Source organism: Nonomuraea sp. NPDC059007, from assembly GCF_042740555.1.
Lineage (GTDB): Bacteria > Actinomycetota > Actinomycetes > Streptosporangiales > Streptosporangiaceae > Nonomuraea.
Genome location: NZ_JBHYJD010000053.1, coordinates 43,052 through 59,280 on the forward strand (window position 1 = coordinate 43,052; position 16,229 = coordinate 59,280).

Here is a 16,229-nt window from a genome sequence, read left to right on the forward strand (position 1 = left end):
CCGATGAACCTACAGGGGTCTCTGTGGCTGTCACGCCCGCTTCCACCTCGCTCGATTCCTTCGACCTGGATCCCGCTTTCGCGCTGCACCGCGGCGGCAAGCTTGAGGTCCGCTCGACCATCCCCGTCCGCGACAAGGACGACCTCTCCCTCGCCTACACCCCCGGAGTGGCCCGCGTCTGCTCGGCCATCGCCGACTCCCCGGAGCTGGTCAACGATTACACCTGGGTCTCGAATGTGGTCGCCGTCGTCTCCGACGGCACCGCTGTGCTAGGGCTCGGCGACATCGGCCCGGCCGCCGCGATGCCCGTCATGGAGGGCAAGGCCCTCCTGTTCAAGGAGTTCGGGGGCGTCGACGCGGTCCCCATCTGCCTCGCCTGCACCGACGTCGACGCACTCGTCGAGACGGTGGTACGGCTCGCGCCCTCCTTCGGCGGCATCAACCTGGAGGACATCAGCGCCCCCCGGTGCTTCGAGGTCGAGGACCGGCTGCGCGACCTGCTCGACATCCCGGTCTTCCACGACGACCAGCACGGCACCGCCATCGTGGCCCTGGCCGCGCTCAAGAACGCCGCACGGGTCACCGGACGCTCCCTGTCCGAGTTGCGCGCCGTGGTGGCCGGAGCGGGCGCCTCCGGCGTCGCGGTGAGCCGCATCCTGCTGGAGGCCGGCATCGGTGACATCGCCGTAGCCGACTCCAAGGGCCTGCTCCACCTGGGACGCACCGACCTCAACCCGGTCAAGGCCGCGCTGGCCCGCGACACCAACAAGGGGGGTCACACCGGCTCGACCGAGTCGGCGCTGGCCGGCGCCGACGTCTTCATCGGACTGTCGGGCTCGACCGTCGCCGAGGAGGCCATCGCCTCCATGTCACCCGACGCGATCGTGTTCGCCCTGTCGAACCCGACCCCCGAGATCGACCCGGCCGTCGCCCGCCGCCACGCGAGCGTCGTGGCCACGGGCCGTTCCGACTACCCCAACCAGATCAACAACGTGCTGGCCTTCCCCGGCGTCTTCCGCGGCGCCCTCGACGTGCGCGCCCGCACGATCACCGAGAACATGAAGGTGGCCGCCGCCGACGCCCTGGCCGACGTGGTCGCCGACGACCTGACCCCCGACTACATCATCCCGAGCCCGTTCGACGCCCGGGTGGCGCCCGCGGTGACGGCCGCCGTCGCCGCCCAGGCCCAGATCGACGGGGTCAGCCGCCTCTAGACCCGCACGATCGCAGCGCCCGGCCGGAGCAATCCGGCCGGGCGCTTTCTGCAAGCCGTTCTTAAGCGGCGTCTGAGAGGCTCGCGGAAACGTCGATCTTGGAGGACACATGAAAGCGGTTCTGGTCAGCGCGGCGGCCGCCGCGATGCTGCTCGTCGCGACCACCCCGGCCTCCGCGGAAACCGCCGCGGGCCTCAAGACCGTGTACGGCTGGGCGAAGATCTCCGGCAACTCCCACCTGATCCTGACCCCGCACAAGGCGTCGCTGGGCGAGATCGGGGAGAGCGGCCTGCTCGGCTGGTCACTGGACAAGAAGACAGGAAAGCCGATCCGGATCGCGTACACGGAAGGGCTGGACTACCGCCAGGTCAACAAGAAGTGCGGCAAGCGGGCCGCCGGATACCCCCATGACAGTGCCACCAAGAAGGCCTACGGCAAGACCAAGTGCGACCCGATCCACCTCTGGCAGCGGCTCAAGAAGGGCCGCATGGCGGTGCGCGTGGTCTTCGACAACACCAAGCGCCCGATGGCCGTACGCGTCTGGGAGCTGAACCTGCCCTAGCCCGCCTCGTCTTTAGGAACTGCAGAAAACCTCTTTACTCTTCGTGCTATAAAGGGAGCGCTCTGTAAGGATGGCGGGCGCCGGCTCCTGGGCGAGGAGAGCTATGGAACGCGAGCCCAACCGACTGCTCCAGCGAGTCATCGCGGAGGCGGGCTTCTCACACAAGGGCCTTGCCCGGCGGCTGAACGATCTGGGAGCAGCGCGCGGCACCCCCGGCCTCAAGTACGACCACAGCTCCGTTCTGCGCTGGATCGGTGGTCAGCGGCCGAGGGAACCGGTTCCATGCCTTCTCGCGGAGATCTTCGCGCTCCGGCTCGGCAGGCCGGTGACCGCGGAAGAACTCGGCATGCCGGCCATGACCACACCCCTCGATCTCGGGCAGGAGTTCACGCACACCTGGCAGGAGGGGGTCGCTACCGTGACAGCACTGTGGCGCGCGGATGTGGAGAGGCGGAGGTTCCTGCTCGACTCGACGTTCGCGATCGGGGCGGGCTCGGTGGGGGCCCTGCGCTGGCTGGCGGCGCCGGCGGAGGGACGGCCGACCGGCGGGGGAGGGCGCAGGGTCGGCAACGCGGACATCGCCGCGATTCACGAGGTGACCCGTTCGTTCGGGGAACTGGACAACCGTTTCGGCAGCGGCCGCGTGCGCTCCTCGGTCGTGAAATATCTGGACACCGCAGTCTCGCCGCTCCTCAAGGACGGCTCGTACGGCGAAGCCACCGGCCGCCAGCTGGCCTCGGCCGCCGCCGAACTGACCCGCCTGGCCGGCTGGATGGCCTACGACCTCGAACAGCACGGCCTCGCCCAGCGCTACCTGATCCAGGCGCTGCGCCTGGCCCGCGGCGCCGCCGACCACGCCCTGGGCGGCGAGATCCTGGCCGGCATGGCCCATCAGGCGATCTACATGGGCCAGCACGGCCACGCGCTCGACCTGGCCCGTGCCGCGCAGTTGTCGGCCGGGCGGGCGGGCGTACGGACGCTCCTGGCCTCCGCCCACGTCCTGGAGGCCCACGCCCACGCCGGACTCGGCGACGCCCGCGCCTGCGGCGTCTCGCTCAACGAATCCGAGCAGGCCTTCGCCGCCCGCCGTACCGAGGAGGAGCCTGCGTGGCTCGGGTACTTCGACGAGGCGTACCTGGCGGCCAAGTTCGCCCACTGCTTCCGCGACCTCGGCGACGGCGAGCGCGCCGTCCGCCACGCGCGCCGCTCGCTGCAGATGGACGGCCGTTTCGTGCGCGGCCGCATGTTCAACCTCTCCCTGCTGTCGGCCGGGCTCCTGCAGCACGGCGAACTGGAGGAAGCCTGCGCCGCCGCGACCGACGCGCTGGTCCTGGGCGCCGAACTCCAGTCGGCCCGCTCCCGCTCCTACGCCGCCGACCTACGCCGCCGCCTCGAACCGCACAAGCAGGAGCGTGCCGTACAGGAACTCGCGGAACGCACCCGCGACCTGGCCTCCGTCTGACGTCACATCCGGCGCCCCGCCAACCGTCACTGCGGTATGAACAGCAGTGATGACGAGGACAAGCTGGTGGCCGACGTAGTGCGGCTGGCCCTGCTGGACGTGCTGAAGACCCTGTCACCGGCCGAACGGCTCGCCTTCGTGCTGCATGTTCTGTTCGGCCTGCCGTACCAGGAGGTCGCGGCCGTTCTGAACCGTTCACCGGCGGCGACGCGGCGGCTCGTCGCCGACGCCCGCCGCCGCATGGACGGCCACCCCTGAACGCGCGAAAGCCCGCGGCGGGACCGCGGGCTTTCGTGATGCCGTTCTTAGTGCAGGATCTCGCCGTTCGGGCCCACGACGGACTTCGTCTCCGCGTAGGTCGCCTTGTTGTAGACGTCGGCGGTCTCGCTGTCGAAGTAGGCGGAGCTGATGAAGTCGATCCGCTGGTTGCCGTCCTGGTCGTGGAAGATGCTGGTCACGCCGTTCAGGTAGCCGGTGCGCTTGGCGTTGTTGTACCTGAGCAGCCAGGGACCGCCGTCGGCGCCGCCGGTCAGCGAGCACTTGAGCACCTGGTGCTCTTCCACCCTGAAGCTGTTGACCTGGTAGGTCTTGGTGCCCGTCTTGCCGTAGCAGAACTTGGGGGTGACGCCGGAGTACGGCTTGTCGCCGTCGGGGTGCGGGTCAGCGGGGTAGCCGAAGGCGTAGACCGGCTGGCCCTTGGGCTGGTTCCACGCGAACCCCTGCCCGCCCACGACGTCCCCGAGCTTCCCGGTGTCCTTGGCGAGACCGATGATGTACTCGGCCACGAAGTACTTGCGGCTGGTGCCGGGCTTCACCCACTTCTGCGTGTAGAAGTGGGTGATGGTGTAGTTGCCGTACTTGTCGGTGCCGGGCTTGCCGGGACCCTTGTAGGCGTCGTGCGCCGCCTTGGTGACCTGCTCCACCACGGGCTCGCCGAACTTGAAGCCCTGACCCTTGCCGATCTTGGCGTCGGTGTAGGTCTTCTCGTTGACCTCGACCTTCTCCAGCACCGCGCCGGGGAAGTCGGGACCGACCAGGTCGGCGGGCTTGTCCTCGCCCTCGGACCAGCAGTCGCCGAGGTTCAGCTTGCACTTGGCGAACTCTTCGGCGGTGATCTCGCGGGGCTTGATCCACTTGTCGCCGGCCCAGGCCTTGTACTGCTGGGCGGTGACCTTCTTCTCCTCGGTCAGCGTGAAGCCGTTGTGCACGGCCACGAAGGCGTAGTCGCCGTCGTAGTCGTCGTACACGTCGAGGTCATACGTCGTGAAGGCGTACGCGCCCGCGTAGACGCCCCAGGGAGCGTTGCCCTGGTAGTAGCCGGGTACGAAGACCCACTTGCGGTAGACGTCCTTGCCGTCCTCGTACACGCAGTGGCCGGCGGTCGCGACCAGGTTGCGGTGGCGCGACTGGATCGAGGTGGCCGAGCACCAGCGGTAGTTGCCCTTGCGGTCGAGGAAGAAGACCTTGCCGATGCTGCGGGGCAGGTTGACGTTCTTCACCTTGGCGCCGGGCTTGGACGAGGTGATGGGGGCGGTCATGCCGGGCTTGCCGTCGAACTTCTTGGCCTGGGTGGTCACCAGCTTCGGGACATCCTTGGCGTCCCAGTGGTACTGGGTGGCCTTCTTCAGCGCGGCGGCGTTGCCGTCCAGCCAGAAGAAGGCGTTGCTGTAGGCGTCGGCCGGCTTCGGAGCGAGCGGGTCCTGGACCCAGCTGGGCTCGGCGGCGGCGGGGAAGGCGACGGCGGCAGCACTCAAACCGGCGACGGCGAGGGGGACGAACAGGCGCTTCACAGGGGGGCTCCACAGGAGTAACAAAGGGGATGTCAGGACCCTATCGACCCTTGCGCCCCTCTGATAAGGGATCTTCGCGGAAATTTCCTGAAGAATGCCGAAGGGCCCGGCTAGAAGCCGGGCCCTTCGGGTGATGCTAGGGCGAGTCAGAGTTTGGACCTCCGACTCAGGTGATCACGAGGTTACTTGGCAACCGCGGTGATCGGGCCGGACCACACGTTCGCAGCGGCGGAGTACACCGAGTGCGTCTCCTCGTCGAAGTACGGCGAGGACATGTAGTCCCAACGGTCGTTGCCGTCCGTGTCGTACAGAACGCTGGTCACGCCGTTGACGTAGCCCATGCGCTTGGCGTTGCTGTACTTGAGCAGCCACGGGGCGCCGTTGTAGCCGCCGGTGACGGCGCACTTCAGCGACACGTGCTCCTCGATCTTCAGGCTCGCGACCTTGGTGGCCTTGGGGCCGGTCTTGCCGTAGCACCACTTCGGCGTGACGCCGGAGTAGGGCTTCGAGCCGTCGGGGTGCTTCGAGTACGGGTAGCCGAAGGTACGAACGACCTTGCCGGTGCCCTGGTTCCAGGAGAAGCCCTGGCCGCCGACGTTGTCACCCAGACGACCGACGTCCTTCAGCGCGGAGCTGAAGATGTAGTAGTCGGTGCGGGTGTACTTGGTGGCCTTGCCCGCCTTGTACCACTGCTGCACGAAGTAGTGCGTGATGGTGGCGTTGGTGTTGCCGTCGACCGCGACAACGCCCGGGTAGTCCTTGGTGGGCGCGGGCAGCGCCTGACCCGGCTTCCAGCTCGGCTTCTGCTTCTTGATGTAAGCGACAGCCTCGTCGTAGGTCACGTGCTCGACCACGGGCTCGCCGTACTTGAAGCCGTTGCCCTTGCCGACCTTGGCGAGGTCGTACTCACCCTTAAGAACCTCGACCTTGCCGACGACGGCACCGGGGTAGTCGGGGCCGGAGGCCTCGTCAGCGGAGCCCTCTTCGACGTCGTAGTCGTCGGTCGTGGCGGGGTCGAGCTTGCCCTTCTTGTACTCCTCGGCAGTCACCTCGACGACCTTGGTGTCCTTGGACCCCTGGTAGGCGTCGTACTCCTTCTTGGTGACCTTCTTCGCGTCCGCCTGCACGCCGCCGATACCGTTGTAAACGGTGACGAAGGCGTAGTCGCGGTCGAAGTCCTCGTAGTTCGAGAAGTCGTAGTGGGTGAAGGCCTGCTTACCCACGTAGATGCCCCACGGAGTCTTGCCCTGGTAGTAACCGGGAACGAAGACCCACTTGGAGACGACTTCGCCGTTGTTCTTGTAGTCGTACGCGCAGTGACCAGCGGTCGAGACCAGGTTGCGGTACTTGGCCTGGATCGAGGTACCGGAGCACCAGTAGAGGTTGCCGTCGCGACCCTCGAAGAAGACCTTACCGATGGACTTCGGCAGGTTCACGTTGTGGGACTTGACGGTGACCTTCTTCTCGGCACCGATGGGGGGGAGCTCGCCGGGCTTGGTGTTGCCGACGTAGCCGCCCTTCTCGACGATCTTCTTGACGTCCTTGTTGTCCCAGTAGTAGGCCGTGGCCTGCCGCAGGGCAGCGTTGTTGGACTTGGTCCAGAAGTTGAGAACCTCGGCCGCCTTGGCGTTCGACGCAGCGAGGGCGTCGGCGTCAATGTTCGGCTCGGCCTGGGCGGCACCGGCGAGGCCGGCGGCCAGCAGACCAGTGGCCAGGATGGCGCCACCGGCCGGGAGGAGGATGCGCTTCAAGGTAACTCCTTGCGCTGTCGTGGAACGCCTCTTGCGTCCCATGCGTCAGTAAAGGGATAGCCAGGAACATACAGCGCCGATCTTGAAAACAGGAACCCGCTTCGGGCGGAAAAGATGGGACAAGTCGGCCGTGATCGCTTCGTGATGTTTATGCAGCCGATGGGGCTGACCGGGCGAGAGGCCAGACCTGTGATGTTTTCGCAGATCAACAGATGCTTGTTGCTGGTGTGATGTGTGAGGTTGGGGTGTTGCCCTGATGGGTGGTCCGCCACCAATGTGATGCAGATCACATCAAGTTGATGGCACCGTCTGCGGGCCCCATGCGTCAAAACGGCTTCAACTTTCGGCGGGACAGCCGTAGGGCCCGGCGGTTGCCGGGCCCTACGGGTTATTCACGATCTACGAACAGCTAGTGCCGCTCGCGTTGCGTTACTTAGAACGCCTTGCCGGACCACACCTTGGCGGCGGCCTTGTAGACAGCCGCGGTCTCGCCGTCGAAGTACGGCGAGGTGATGGTGTCGACGCGGTCGTTGCCGTTCTGGTCGGCGAACGTGCTCGTGACACCGTTCACGTAACCGATGCGCTTGGCGTTGCTGTACTTGAGGAGCCAGGGGCCACCGTCGGCGCCCTCGGTCATCGCGCACTTGAGCGCGACGTGCTCCTCGATCTTCTTGGCTGCCGAGGCGGCCAGCTTCGAAGAGGTCTTGCCGTAGCACCACTTCGGGGTGATGCCGGTGTAGTTCTTGTTGCCGTCGGGGTGCGGGGCGGCCGGGTAGCCGAACACGCGGACGTACTTGCCCGTGGGCTGGTTCCAGGCGAAGCCCTGGCCACCGACGTTGTCACCGAGGCGACCGGCGTCCTTGGCGAAGCCCTCGATGATGTAGAACTCGGTCTTGTAGAACTTGGTCGCCTGGCCCGGCCTGTACCACTGCTGCACGTAGTAGTGCGTGATGGTCCAGTTGCCGCGCGCGTCCTGCTTGACCGTGGCCGGGTACTTGACCGGGTCCTTCTTCTGGTTCTCGACGTAGGCCTTGGCAGCCGGGTCGGTCACGATCTCGGTGACCGGCTCGCCGAACTTGAAGCCGTTGCCCTTGCCGACCTTCGCGGCCTTGTACTTGTCCGCGTTGACCTCGACCTTGGCGACCTCGGCGCCGGGGTAGTCGGGACCGGACGGCTCAGCGTCCGAGCCCTTCTTGACCCAGCAGGCCTCGATCGAGGTGGGGTCGAGCTTGCACTTGCGGAACTCCGCGCGAGTGATCTCGACGTCCTTGGCGTCCTTGACGCCCTGGTACTTGTCGAACTCGGCCTTGGAGACCTTCTTGGCGGTGCCGTTGCCGAGCTGGACGCCGTTGTAGACCGTGACGAACGCGTAGTCGCGGTCGTAGTCCTCGTAGGTGGAGAAGTCGTAGTGGGTGAAGGCCTGCTTACCCACGTAGATGCCCCACGGAGTCTTGCCCTGGTAGTAACCGGGGACGAAGACCCACTTGGACATGACGTCCTGGTTGTTCTTGACGTCGTACACACAGTGGCCGGCCGTGGCGACCAGGTTGCGGTACTGCGACTGGATCGAGGTGGCCGAGCACCACTTCTTCTCGCCCTTGCCGTTCACGAAGAACACCTTGCCGATGGTCTTCGGCAGGTTCACGTTCTGAACCTTGGCGGTGGTCTTCTTCTCGGCGCCGATCGGGGGCGTGGTGCCGGGCCGGCTGTCGGCGGAGTAGCCGCCCTTCTGCTTCAGCTTCTCGACGTCTTTGCCGTCCCAGACGTTGGACTCCTTGGCGCCCTTGAGGGCGGCGCCGTTGTTGTCCGCCCAGAAAGCGGCGATGGCCTTAGCGGTGGCTGCGCTCTTCGCCATCGCGTCGGTGTCGACGTCGTTGGCGGCCGAGGCGGTGCCGGCCAGGCCGGCAGCCAGCAGGCCGGTTGCCAGAACGGCTCCACCGGCGGGGATGAGGATGCGCTTCAAGGGAACTGCTCCTTGGTCTGTCGTGGGTCGCAACATGCGTCCCATGCGTCAGTAAAGGGATAGCAAGGAACATACCCGTGTGATCTTTGCAGGTGGAAGCCGTTTCGCCCGGTCTGGTAGTCACCCTTACCGCCGTGACCGTGCTGTTATCTGTCAGAGACAATTACCCGCGGTGATCGTTTGGGCATGTTTTCACTGGCCAATCGGGGGCATGTGGCGAATGGTGCAAATGAGCGGTAAGTGCCTCGGCACTCCCCGTGATCCGGTGAATGTGACGCAGATCACAGGAACCAGATGGGGCTCTCACCCCGTCTAAATCGCTCCGATCATGAGCGGGCACGGGTGCGCGGCGGTCCGATTCGGGCAGCAGACGACCGCCAGGGACACGAACCGGCCGCCCGTGAGCCAGAAACCCCACTGGACGTCGGCGCCGCCCGTGAGGGATTCGGTCGCGTTGGCCAGCCGTACGGCACGCCCGATGCGCTCTTCGCCGGCGGGCAGGAGCAGCTTGCGGCTCGCCGGCGTGTACTCCCGGCCCAGCCAGTCCACCGCGCCGGCGGCCGACTCGAAGGTGGCGGCCACCTGGCGGCGTGGGCGCGCGAGCCAGTCGGCGGTGCGCAGCGGCGGCAGCGGCGAACTGGGGAACTCGGGTGTGCCGGTCCGGCGCTCCTCCTCCAGGCTCAGCTCCTCGCCGATCCCGGTCCACCGGTAGGCGTGAAAGTGGCCGGTCATGCTGGGAGATATGCCCAGAAACGCGGAAGGGGGCCCGGCATCGAGCCGGGCCCCCTTCACACGGTGGTCTTACTTGTAGAGCTCGCCGTTCGGGCCGACGACCTTGCCGGACCACACGTTCTTCGCGGCGTTGTAGACGTCAGCCGTCTCGCCGTCGAAGTACGGGGAGGTGATCCAGTCGATGCGGTCGTTGCCGTCCTGGTCGGCGAAGGTGCTGGTGACACCGTTCACGTAACCGAGACGCTTGGCGTTGCTGTAGTTCTTCAGCCAGGGGCCGCCGTCGTAACCGGGGGTCACGGCGCACTTGAGGCCCACGTGCTCCTCGATCTTCAGCCAGGAGGCGCCGACCTTCTTGCCGGTGGTCGGGCCGTAGCAGGTCTTCGGGGTCACGCCCGAGTAGACCTTGTTGCCGTCCGGGTGCGGCGCGTACGGGTAACCGAAGGCGCGCACCGGCTTGCCGCTCGGCTGGTTCCAGGAGATGCCCTGGCCGCCGACGTTGTCACCGAGGCGACCGGCGTCCACGAACTTCTTGCCGTTGTGGCCGATGCCGTTGTACACGGTGACGAACGCGTAGTCGCGGTCGTAGTCCTCGTACGTCGTGAAGTCGTAGTGGGTGAACGCCTGCTTGCCCACGTAGATGCCCCACGGAGCCTTGCCCTGGTAGTAGCCGGGGACGAAGACCCAGCGGTCCATGACGTCGCGGTTGCCGTCGGTGTCGTACACGCAGTGCGCGGCGGTGGAGACCACGTTGCGGTAGTTCGACTGGATCGAGGTGGCCGAGCACCAGCGGTACTTGCCGGACGCGTCCACGAAGAAGACCTTGCCGATGGTCTTCGGCAGGTTCACGTTCTGGGACTTGCCGGAGCCGGCGGACTGCGGCGCGGTCTGGCCGGGACGGCCGTCGGGGCTGTAGCCGCCCTTCTGGACGACCTTCTTCACGTCGGCGGCGTCCCAGGTGTAGGCCGTCGCGTTGCGCAGGGCTGCGAAGTTGGACCGCATCCAGAACGCGGCGACGGAGTAGGCCGCCTTGGTGTTGGTGGCCATCGGGTCCTTGGCGATGTCGTCGGCGGCCTGGGCGGTGCCGGACAGGCCGGCTGCCACGAGACCGGTCGCCAGCAGAGCGCCACCGGCCGGGAGAAGGATTCGCTTCAAGGTAACTCCAGGTTGCGCTGGTATGGGCGCTCCAAGCGCGCCGAACTCAGCAAAAACGGACAGCCCGGAACTTACAGCGCTGACTCGTGTCATGTGAATTTTCGGTAGATCATGTCAACCGCTCCAACACGCGGTGTGATCGTTCCGAGACAGAAGGAGTGCCTGATCACAGAGCCGACCTATGGGGCCGATGTGACTTGCCTCACTTTTCGCTGCTGCCCTGCGCGTCGGCCTGCCGGTAGACGTCGGCGGTGGTGGCGATGAAGGGCGGCGCGGACACCGCGTCGTACGCCCCGCGGGCGTCGCGGTTCCAGGTCAGGCTGTTGACCCCGTTGAGGTAGCCGAGCTTGGTCGAACTCTGGAACTTCCACAGCCAGGGGCCGCCGCTCGCGCCCGCGGTGAGGTTGCAGGGCTGGAGCAGGACGCCGTACTGCAGTTCCCGGCTCGGCGCGGTCGTCTTGCTGGTGCCGCCGGCGCAGGTCTCGAGCGTCTTGCCGTTGAAGGGGCGGGTGCCGTCGGGCTGGGCGCCCGCCGGGTAACCGAAGGCGTTGACGCGGTTGCCGTACCCCTTGGAGATCGCCAGGCCCTGGCCGCCGACGTTGTCCTGCAGCTTGCCGACGTCCTTCATGGAGTAGCTGCCGTCCTTCTGCTTCTCCCAGACGAAGCCGCGGTGGACGGTGACGAAGGCGTAGTCGAAGTCGTAGTCGCCCTTGACCCAGTCCTCGTGCAGGCTGAGCGAGGCGCCGACGTAGATGCCGTCAGGGGTGGTGCCGTCGGGCTGCGGGTTGGGGACGAAGATCCAGTTGTGCGCCTCGCCGGGCTGGCGCGGGTCGTAGGCGCAGTGACCGGCCGTGGCGACGACGCTCTTGCTCTTGGACGCCACCGCGCTGGCCGAGCACCAGAACTCCTTGCTGCCGAACCGGAAGAAGACCTTGCCCATGGTCTTGGCGGCCGAGCCGCTCTTGGGCAGCGCGGGCGCGACGTCGCGCGGGCCCGTCTTCGCCTTCTTCGCGGTGGTGGAAGCAGCCGGTACGGCGGCGCCGGCCGATGACCCGGCGGCGGTCGAGGAGGCGGCGGGGGCGTTGCCCGCGGGCGTGGCCGGCGAGTAGCTGTCGGCCTTCTTGAGCCGGTCGGGCTGCCAGTACTCCGCGACCTTCTTCATGTCCGCGTCGGTCTTGGCCAGCGGGACCGTCATCACCTTGCTCGGCGCGGCGTTCGCGATCCCTGTCAGGGCAGGCACCATCAGCAGCGCGCCGAGGGCGGCGGCCGCGAGAGACCTGACCGGGGGGATCATGAAATGCCTTTCTTAGGGTCGTAAGGGAGGATTTTTCCAGATCGACTCACTCTATGGCAGCTCGGATGGAGATTCGTTATCTGATCAAGGTTGACGTGTGTCCTATAAAGCCCATGTGAGGCATGCGTCCCGCGCGTCGGTCGTTGGTCGCCGCTGATCTGCGAGCAAGGCTGCGGGTATGCGACTCATGTGTCTCGCCGTCCTTTCATGTACGGCTATCGCCGCTGGTCCAGCCGCAAATCCCGCGGAACCACCGAAGAACGGATACGTGCTCACCCACGGCGCCCGTCACGTCCTTCTCGTCTGCGACGGCAATCCCAGTGTGCACCCGCGCGCCACCGAGGCCTGCGCCGCGCTGACGGCCGCCGCGGGCAACCCGGCGCGCATGCCGGTGGCGCAGGTGCTGTGCACGGAGGAGTACAGCCCGGTGAAGGTCACGGCCACCGGCGTCTGGGGGGAGCGGCTGATCAACTACACGGCGGTCTACGGCAACCGCTGCAGGATGGGCGCCGCCACGGGCCCGCTGTTCGCCTTCTGAAGGGCCTCGGAAAAGGGGAAAGTCCCCGGGGAGGGCCCGGGGACTTTCAGCTCGCGTCGAACCGCTACAGGGGGAAGTTGCCGGTCCACCGGTTGGCGGCGGCCTTGTAGACCTTGTAGGTGTCGGCGTTGAAGTACGGCGACGAGATGTGGTCGTACCTGTCGTTGCCGTCGGTGTCCCACGCCACGCTGTTGACGCCGACCAGGTAGCCGGTGCGCGAGGCGCTCTTGTAGTTGTAGATGAACGGCCCGCCGCTGGCGCCGGCGGTGAAGGAGCACTTGAAGCCGATGTGCTCCTGCAGGTTGTACTTCGGCGCGGACGGCATCGGCTTGGTCTTGCCGTAGCACCACTTCATGGTGCGGCCGGTGAACGGCTTGTCGCCGTCGGGGTGCTCGCCGGCCGGGTAGCCGAAGGAGAAGACGTTCACCTTCGTGCTGCGGTTCCAGGCGAAGCCCTGGCCGCCGACGTTGTCACCGAGGCGGCCGACGTTCTTGACCGTCCACTGCCACTTGCCGTTGACCTTCTCCCACTTGACCTTGATGCCGTTGTAGACGTTGACGAACGCGTAGTCGAAGTCGTAGTCCTCCTTCACCACGAAGTCGTCGTGCGCGTTGAAGGTCCTGGCGGCGTAGATCCCGTAGGGAGCCTTGCCCTCCCACGCGTTGTTGCCGTCCCAGTACGACGGGATGAAGATCCAGTTGTCGTAGAAGACGTCCTTCTTGGTGTCGTAGACGCAGTGCGCCGATGTCGCCACCAGGTTGCGGAACTTGCCCTGGACAGAGCTGGCCGAGCAGAAACGCCAGCTCTTCGGGTCGTTCGGGTTGGCGCCGGGCAGCGTGAAGAAGACGCGGCCGACCGTGTTGGGCAGGTTGACGTGCTTGCTCTTCGCGGTCTTCGTCTTCTCCTCGCCGATCGGCGGGACCGATCCGGGCGGACCGTCAGGGCTTTGGGTGCCGCCCTTGACGCCTCTGGACGAGATGTCCAGGGAGTCCTTCATGTCCGTGGCCAACCGGATGCGGTCGGGGGTCCAGAACTGGACCGCCTGGGTCGCGGGCGTCGTCGCGTTCCTGGAGACGACGTCCTTGGGTGCCTGGGTCGCCGAAGCGGTGCCGCTCATCATGCCGGCGGCCAGTCCGATGGCCACGAGGCCGGCGAGCGGAATCGCCATGCGCCTTGCTCGGGAAATCATGGAGCTCCTTCCAGTTCTCGGCGGCCCAGAGCGGGGTACGGCGCCCCGGTGGGCCAGGAAAACGCTGGGAACGCTAATGAATGGCGCAGGGCGAGTTCCAGGAAACGACGCGAAAAAGTCTGGGCCGGTTCCGTTCCGTTATAGAAATAGCAATTGGGCATGTATTCTCAACCGGTATTCACGCAGGTCTCCGTGGCGCCCGGAATTCATTTTTCTCACTGATAACAGTGGTCACTTATATCCGTGCGCCGCCTGTGCTCACTCCGGTAAGAAACGTCACAGGCGAGCCAAACCGAATCTTGTTCTGGTTAGATGGGTGGCATGGATCCGCGCACCCCCTGCCTCGTCGGCGCCGCCCAGCTGACCGTCCGGACGCAGCCCGGACCGGAACCCCTCGACCTCTGGGAGCACGTGGCCAGGCGGGCCGCGCGCGACGCCGGTCTCGCGCCGTCGCGGCTCGACTCGATCGGGCTGGTCTACACCGATTCCTGGCAGTACGACGCGCCGCCGTACCGGCTGGCGGAACGGCTCGGCGCGGCGCCGCGCCACAGCGTCTACTCCAATGTCAGCGGTACGGCCCCGCAGATGCTCATCGGCGCGGCGGCAGGGCGGATCGCGGCGGGGGAGCTCGACAGCGCTCTGGTGGCGGGGGCGGAGGCGCTGGCCACGCGCAGGCACGTGCGCAAGCTGGGCGAGCATGTGGCGTGGAGCCATCCGGCCGATCCGAAGCCGCCGTACGGGTGGGACCGGCCGCCGCATCCGGCGGAATTGGCGCACGAGTTGTTCCTTCCTGTCCACACTTATCCGATCCTGGAGACGGCGCACCGCTTTTCCCGAAATATGGCGATAAGTCGGGAAATGTCGGAGCGGGCGCGGTTTATGTCGCTTATGTCGGAAGTGGCGGCGGCCAATCCCCATGCCTGGCGGCGCGCGGCGTTTTCTCCGGAGGAGCTGGAGTCCGGGCGGTTCGTCGGCTGGCCGTACACCAGCAACACGGTCGCGACGCTGGAGGTCGACCAGGCCGCCGCCGTCATCCTGGTCAGCACGGAGCTGGCCGACCGGCTGGCGATCCCGCTGGAGCGGCGCGTGTACCTGCGCGGCTGGGCCTACGCCGAGGACACCTGGGAGGTCGCCGCCCGCCCCTCGCTCGCCTCCTCGCCGGCGATCGCCAAGGCGGCCGAGGCCGCGTTCGCCCGCGCCGGGCTGGGCCTGGACGACATGGCCGCGCTCGACCTCTACAGCTGCTTCGCCATCGCCCTGCGGCAGGCCTGCGACGCGCTCAAGCTGGACCTCCTGGACCCGCGCGGCCTCACGGTCACCGGCGGCCTGCCGTACGCCGGCGGCCCCGCCAGCAACTACGTCCTGCACTCCACGGCCACCATGGCCGGGCTCCTGCGCTCCCAGGGCGGCCACGGCCTGGTCACCGGCGTGGGCATGCACCTGACCAAACACACCTGCGCCGTCTGGTCCACCGACCCCGGCGGCACACTCGGCGAGGCCGCCCCCGTGCACACCGCCACCCCCGTCCCCATCCAGGACCTCTACGAGGGCCCCGCGACGGTGGCCGGCTACACGGTCGCCCACGGCCGCGACGGCAGTCCCGAGCGCGCCATCCTGGTCGTCGACGTCCCGGGCGGCGCCTCCAGGGCCCACGCCGTCGTACGGCAGGCCGACCTGCTGGCCGACGCCGAGTCCCGCGAACTGGTGGGCCGCCAGGTGCGCCTGCGCCCCGAGGGACAGGTGAACGTAGCCGATTGGTGACAGGCCAACCCGATGCGCGACCGTAGCCGAGCGGCTACCCTTCGTGTGTTGACATTTTTATGTCACCGGCGAACGCTGGAGTCATGCGGAGGACCACGGTGCGCATCGACGAGACACTCCTCAACGAGGCCAAGGCGTACGCAGCACGCAACGGACGCAGTCTCACCTCGGTCATGGAGGACGCCTTGCGGCAACTGCTCAACCGCTCCACGGAAGCGGCCCAACGGCCACGGGTGGAGCTCCCGGTCTCCGGATCTCGTCTCAGGCACGGGATCGAGCTCACCCCCGAGTTCATCAAGGACCTGCTCGACCGAGAGGACGTCGAGCGACACCTCAAGGCGGTGGACGATGCTGCTGAGTGACGTCAACGTCCTCGTCAACGCCTTCCGGCTGGAGGCGAAGGAGCACCGGTCCTGCCGCGCGATCATCGAGCAGCTGGTCAACGGCGACTCGGCCTACGCGGTCTCCGACCAGGTGATCAACGGCTTCATCCGGATCCTCGCGAATCGGCCGCTCTATGAGAACCCGGCCACGATGGATGAGATCCTCGCCTTCGCGGAGCTGGTCCGCAACCAGTCCCATGCGATCGTGGTCAGCCCGGGTGAGCGTCACTGGGAGATCTTCACCGGTTTGTGCAAGCCGATAGGCACGAACCACAAGCTCGTGCCCGACGCCTACCTGGCTGCGCTGGCGATTGAGCACGGTTGTGAATTTGTGACCTGTGACAAGGACTTTGCCCGGTTCGAGGGGTTGCGCTGGAGGTCGCCGCTCAACTGAACTGGGGCCGAGGGCGTAAGCCGCACTACTCCGCGAGGATCGCT

15 protein-coding genes are annotated in these 16,229 nt (G+C 66.8%); 8 read left to right on the forward strand and 7 right to left on the reverse strand.

Annotated elements, in window-relative coordinates:
- Positions 1-23 precede the first annotated feature (23 nt).
- From ACFWY5_RS48410 to ACFWY5_RS48425, 4 genes are all read left to right on the forward strand, one after another.
- Positions 24-1,214: an NADP-dependent malic enzyme gene (locus tag ACFWY5_RS48410; protein ID WP_379612206.1), complete on the forward strand. Its 1,191-nt coding sequence runs from the start codon at positions 24-26 to the stop codon at positions 1,212-1,214.
- Positions 1,215-1,323: 109 nt separating this feature from the next.
- On the forward strand, positions 1,324-1,776 hold the full coding sequence (locus tag ACFWY5_RS48415) for a hypothetical protein (protein WP_379612205.1): 453 nt from the start codon (positions 1,324-1,326) through the stop codon (positions 1,774-1,776).
- A gap of 103 nt (positions 1,777-1,879) precedes the next feature.
- Positions 1,880-3,238: a hypothetical protein gene (locus ACFWY5_RS48420; protein ID WP_379638944.1), complete on the forward strand. Its 1,359-nt coding sequence runs from the start codon at positions 1,880-1,882 to the stop codon at positions 3,236-3,238.
- A 36-nt stretch (positions 3,239-3,274) separates the two neighbouring features.
- Positions 3,275-3,496: a sigma factor-like helix-turn-helix DNA-binding protein gene (locus ACFWY5_RS48425; protein WP_379638945.1), complete on the forward strand. Its 222-nt coding sequence runs from the start codon at positions 3,275-3,277 to the stop codon at positions 3,494-3,496.
- 47 nt (positions 3,497-3,543) lie between these two features.
- On the opposite strand, the gene ACFWY5_RS48430 is transcribed toward ACFWY5_RS48425, so the two are convergent.
- The 6 genes from ACFWY5_RS48430 to ACFWY5_RS48455 form a co-directional block, all read right to left on the reverse strand.
- The gene (locus ACFWY5_RS48430) at positions 3,544-5,028 is read right to left on the reverse strand and encodes a trypsin-like serine peptidase (protein WP_379612202.1); all 1,485 of its coding nucleotides are present in this window, start codon (positions 5,026-5,028) and stop codon (positions 3,544-3,546) included.
- 182 nt (positions 5,029-5,210) lie between these two features.
- The gene (locus ACFWY5_RS48435) at positions 5,211-6,779 is read right to left on the reverse strand and encodes a trypsin-like serine peptidase (RefSeq protein WP_379638946.1); all 1,569 of its coding nucleotides are present in this window, start codon (positions 6,777-6,779) and stop codon (positions 5,211-5,213) included.
- 433 nt (positions 6,780-7,212) lie between these two features.
- Positions 7,213-8,742 carry a trypsin-like serine peptidase gene (locus tag ACFWY5_RS48440; RefSeq protein WP_379612199.1) on the reverse strand — a complete coding sequence of 510 codons (1,530 nt, stop codon included), beginning with the start codon at positions 8,740-8,742 and terminating at the stop codon, positions 7,213-7,215.
- 312 nt (positions 8,743-9,054) lie between these two features.
- Positions 9,055-9,474: a hypothetical protein gene (locus tag ACFWY5_RS48445; protein WP_379638947.1), complete on the reverse strand. Its 420-nt coding sequence runs from the start codon at positions 9,472-9,474 to the stop codon at positions 9,055-9,057.
- Positions 9,475-9,543: 69 nt separating this feature from the next.
- Positions 9,544-10,626 carry a trypsin-like serine peptidase gene (locus ACFWY5_RS48450; protein ID WP_379612197.1) on the reverse strand — a complete coding sequence of 361 codons (1,083 nt, stop codon included), beginning with the start codon at positions 10,624-10,626 and terminating at the stop codon, positions 9,544-9,546.
- A 202-nt stretch (positions 10,627-10,828) separates the two neighbouring features.
- A complete protein-coding gene (locus ACFWY5_RS48455; RefSeq protein WP_379612196.1) occupies positions 10,829-11,920 on the reverse strand; it encodes a trypsin-like serine peptidase in 1,092 nt (363 codons plus the stop codon).
- 268 nt (positions 11,921-12,188) lie between these two features.
- Here ACFWY5_RS48455 and ACFWY5_RS48460 point away from each other — a divergent pair, with 268 nt between their 5' ends.
- The gene (locus tag ACFWY5_RS48460; RefSeq protein WP_184972515.1) at positions 12,189-12,458 is read left to right on the forward strand and encodes an SSI family serine proteinase inhibitor; all 270 of its coding nucleotides are present in this window, start codon (positions 12,189-12,191) and stop codon (positions 12,456-12,458) included.
- A 64-nt stretch (positions 12,459-12,522) separates the two neighbouring features.
- Here the strand turns inward: ACFWY5_RS48460 and ACFWY5_RS48465 are convergent, their stop codons facing one another.
- On the reverse strand, positions 12,523-13,647 hold the full coding sequence (locus tag ACFWY5_RS48465; RefSeq protein WP_379638948.1) for a trypsin-like serine peptidase: 1,125 nt from the start codon (positions 13,645-13,647) through the stop codon (positions 12,523-12,525).
- Positions 13,648-13,968: 321 nt separating this feature from the next.
- Here ACFWY5_RS48465 and ACFWY5_RS48470 point away from each other — a divergent pair, with 321 nt between their 5' ends.
- The 3 genes from ACFWY5_RS48470 to ACFWY5_RS48480 all read left to right on the forward strand — a co-directional run bounded on the left by ACFWY5_RS48470 (position 13,969) and on the right by ACFWY5_RS48480 (position 16,185).
- Positions 13,969-15,408: an acetyl-CoA synthetase gene (locus tag ACFWY5_RS48470; RefSeq protein WP_379612194.1), complete on the forward strand. Its 1,440-nt coding sequence runs from the start codon at positions 13,969-13,971 to the stop codon at positions 15,406-15,408.
- Between the two features lie 83 nt (positions 15,409-15,491).
- The gene (locus ACFWY5_RS48475; RefSeq protein WP_379638949.1) at positions 15,492-15,770 is read left to right on the forward strand and encodes a DUF6364 family protein; all 279 of its coding nucleotides are present in this window, start codon (positions 15,492-15,494) and stop codon (positions 15,768-15,770) included.
- Positions 15,757-16,185: a type II toxin-antitoxin system VapC family toxin gene (locus ACFWY5_RS48480; protein WP_379638950.1), complete on the forward strand. Its 429-nt coding sequence runs from the start codon at positions 15,757-15,759 to the stop codon at positions 16,183-16,185. Before ACFWY5_RS48475 ends, ACFWY5_RS48480 begins: the two co-directional genes overlap by 14 nt.
- The last annotated feature ends 44 nt before the right edge of the window (positions 16,186-16,229 follow it).

Excerpts from the sequence above, each read along its gene's own strand:
- ACFWY5_RS48420 (WP_379638944.1), top strand. The coding sequence starts at position 1,880 with ATGGAACGCGAGCCCAACCGACTGCTCCAGCGAGTCATCGCGGAGGCG.
- ACFWY5_RS48455 (WP_379612196.1), bottom strand. The coding sequence starts at position 11,920 with ATGATCCCCCCGGTCAGGTCTCTCGCGGCCGCCGCCCTCGGCGCGCTG.
- ACFWY5_RS48415 (WP_379612205.1), top strand. The coding sequence starts at position 1,324 with ATGAAAGCGGTTCTGGTCAGCGCGGCGGCCGCCGCGATGCTGCTCGTC.
- ACFWY5_RS48445 (WP_379638947.1), bottom strand. The coding sequence starts at position 9,474 with ATGACCGGCCACTTTCACGCCTACCGGTGGACCGGGATCGGCGAGGAG.
- ACFWY5_RS48470 (WP_379612194.1), top strand. The coding sequence starts at position 13,969 with ATGGATCCGCGCACCCCCTGCCTCGTCGGCGCCGCCCAGCTGACCGTC.
- ACFWY5_RS48465 (WP_379638948.1), bottom strand. The coding sequence starts at position 13,647 with ATGATTTCCCGAGCAAGGCGCATGGCGATTCCGCTCGCCGGCCTCGTG.
- ACFWY5_RS48425 (WP_379638945.1), top strand. The coding sequence starts at position 3,275 with ATGAACAGCAGTGATGACGAGGACAAGCTGGTGGCCGACGTAGTGCGG.
- ACFWY5_RS48475 (WP_379638949.1), top strand. The coding sequence starts at position 15,492 with ATGCGGAGGACCACGGTGCGCATCGACGAGACACTCCTCAACGAGGCC.
- ACFWY5_RS48480 (WP_379638950.1), top strand. The coding sequence starts at position 15,757 with ATGCTGCTGAGTGACGTCAACGTCCTCGTCAACGCCTTCCGGCTGGAG.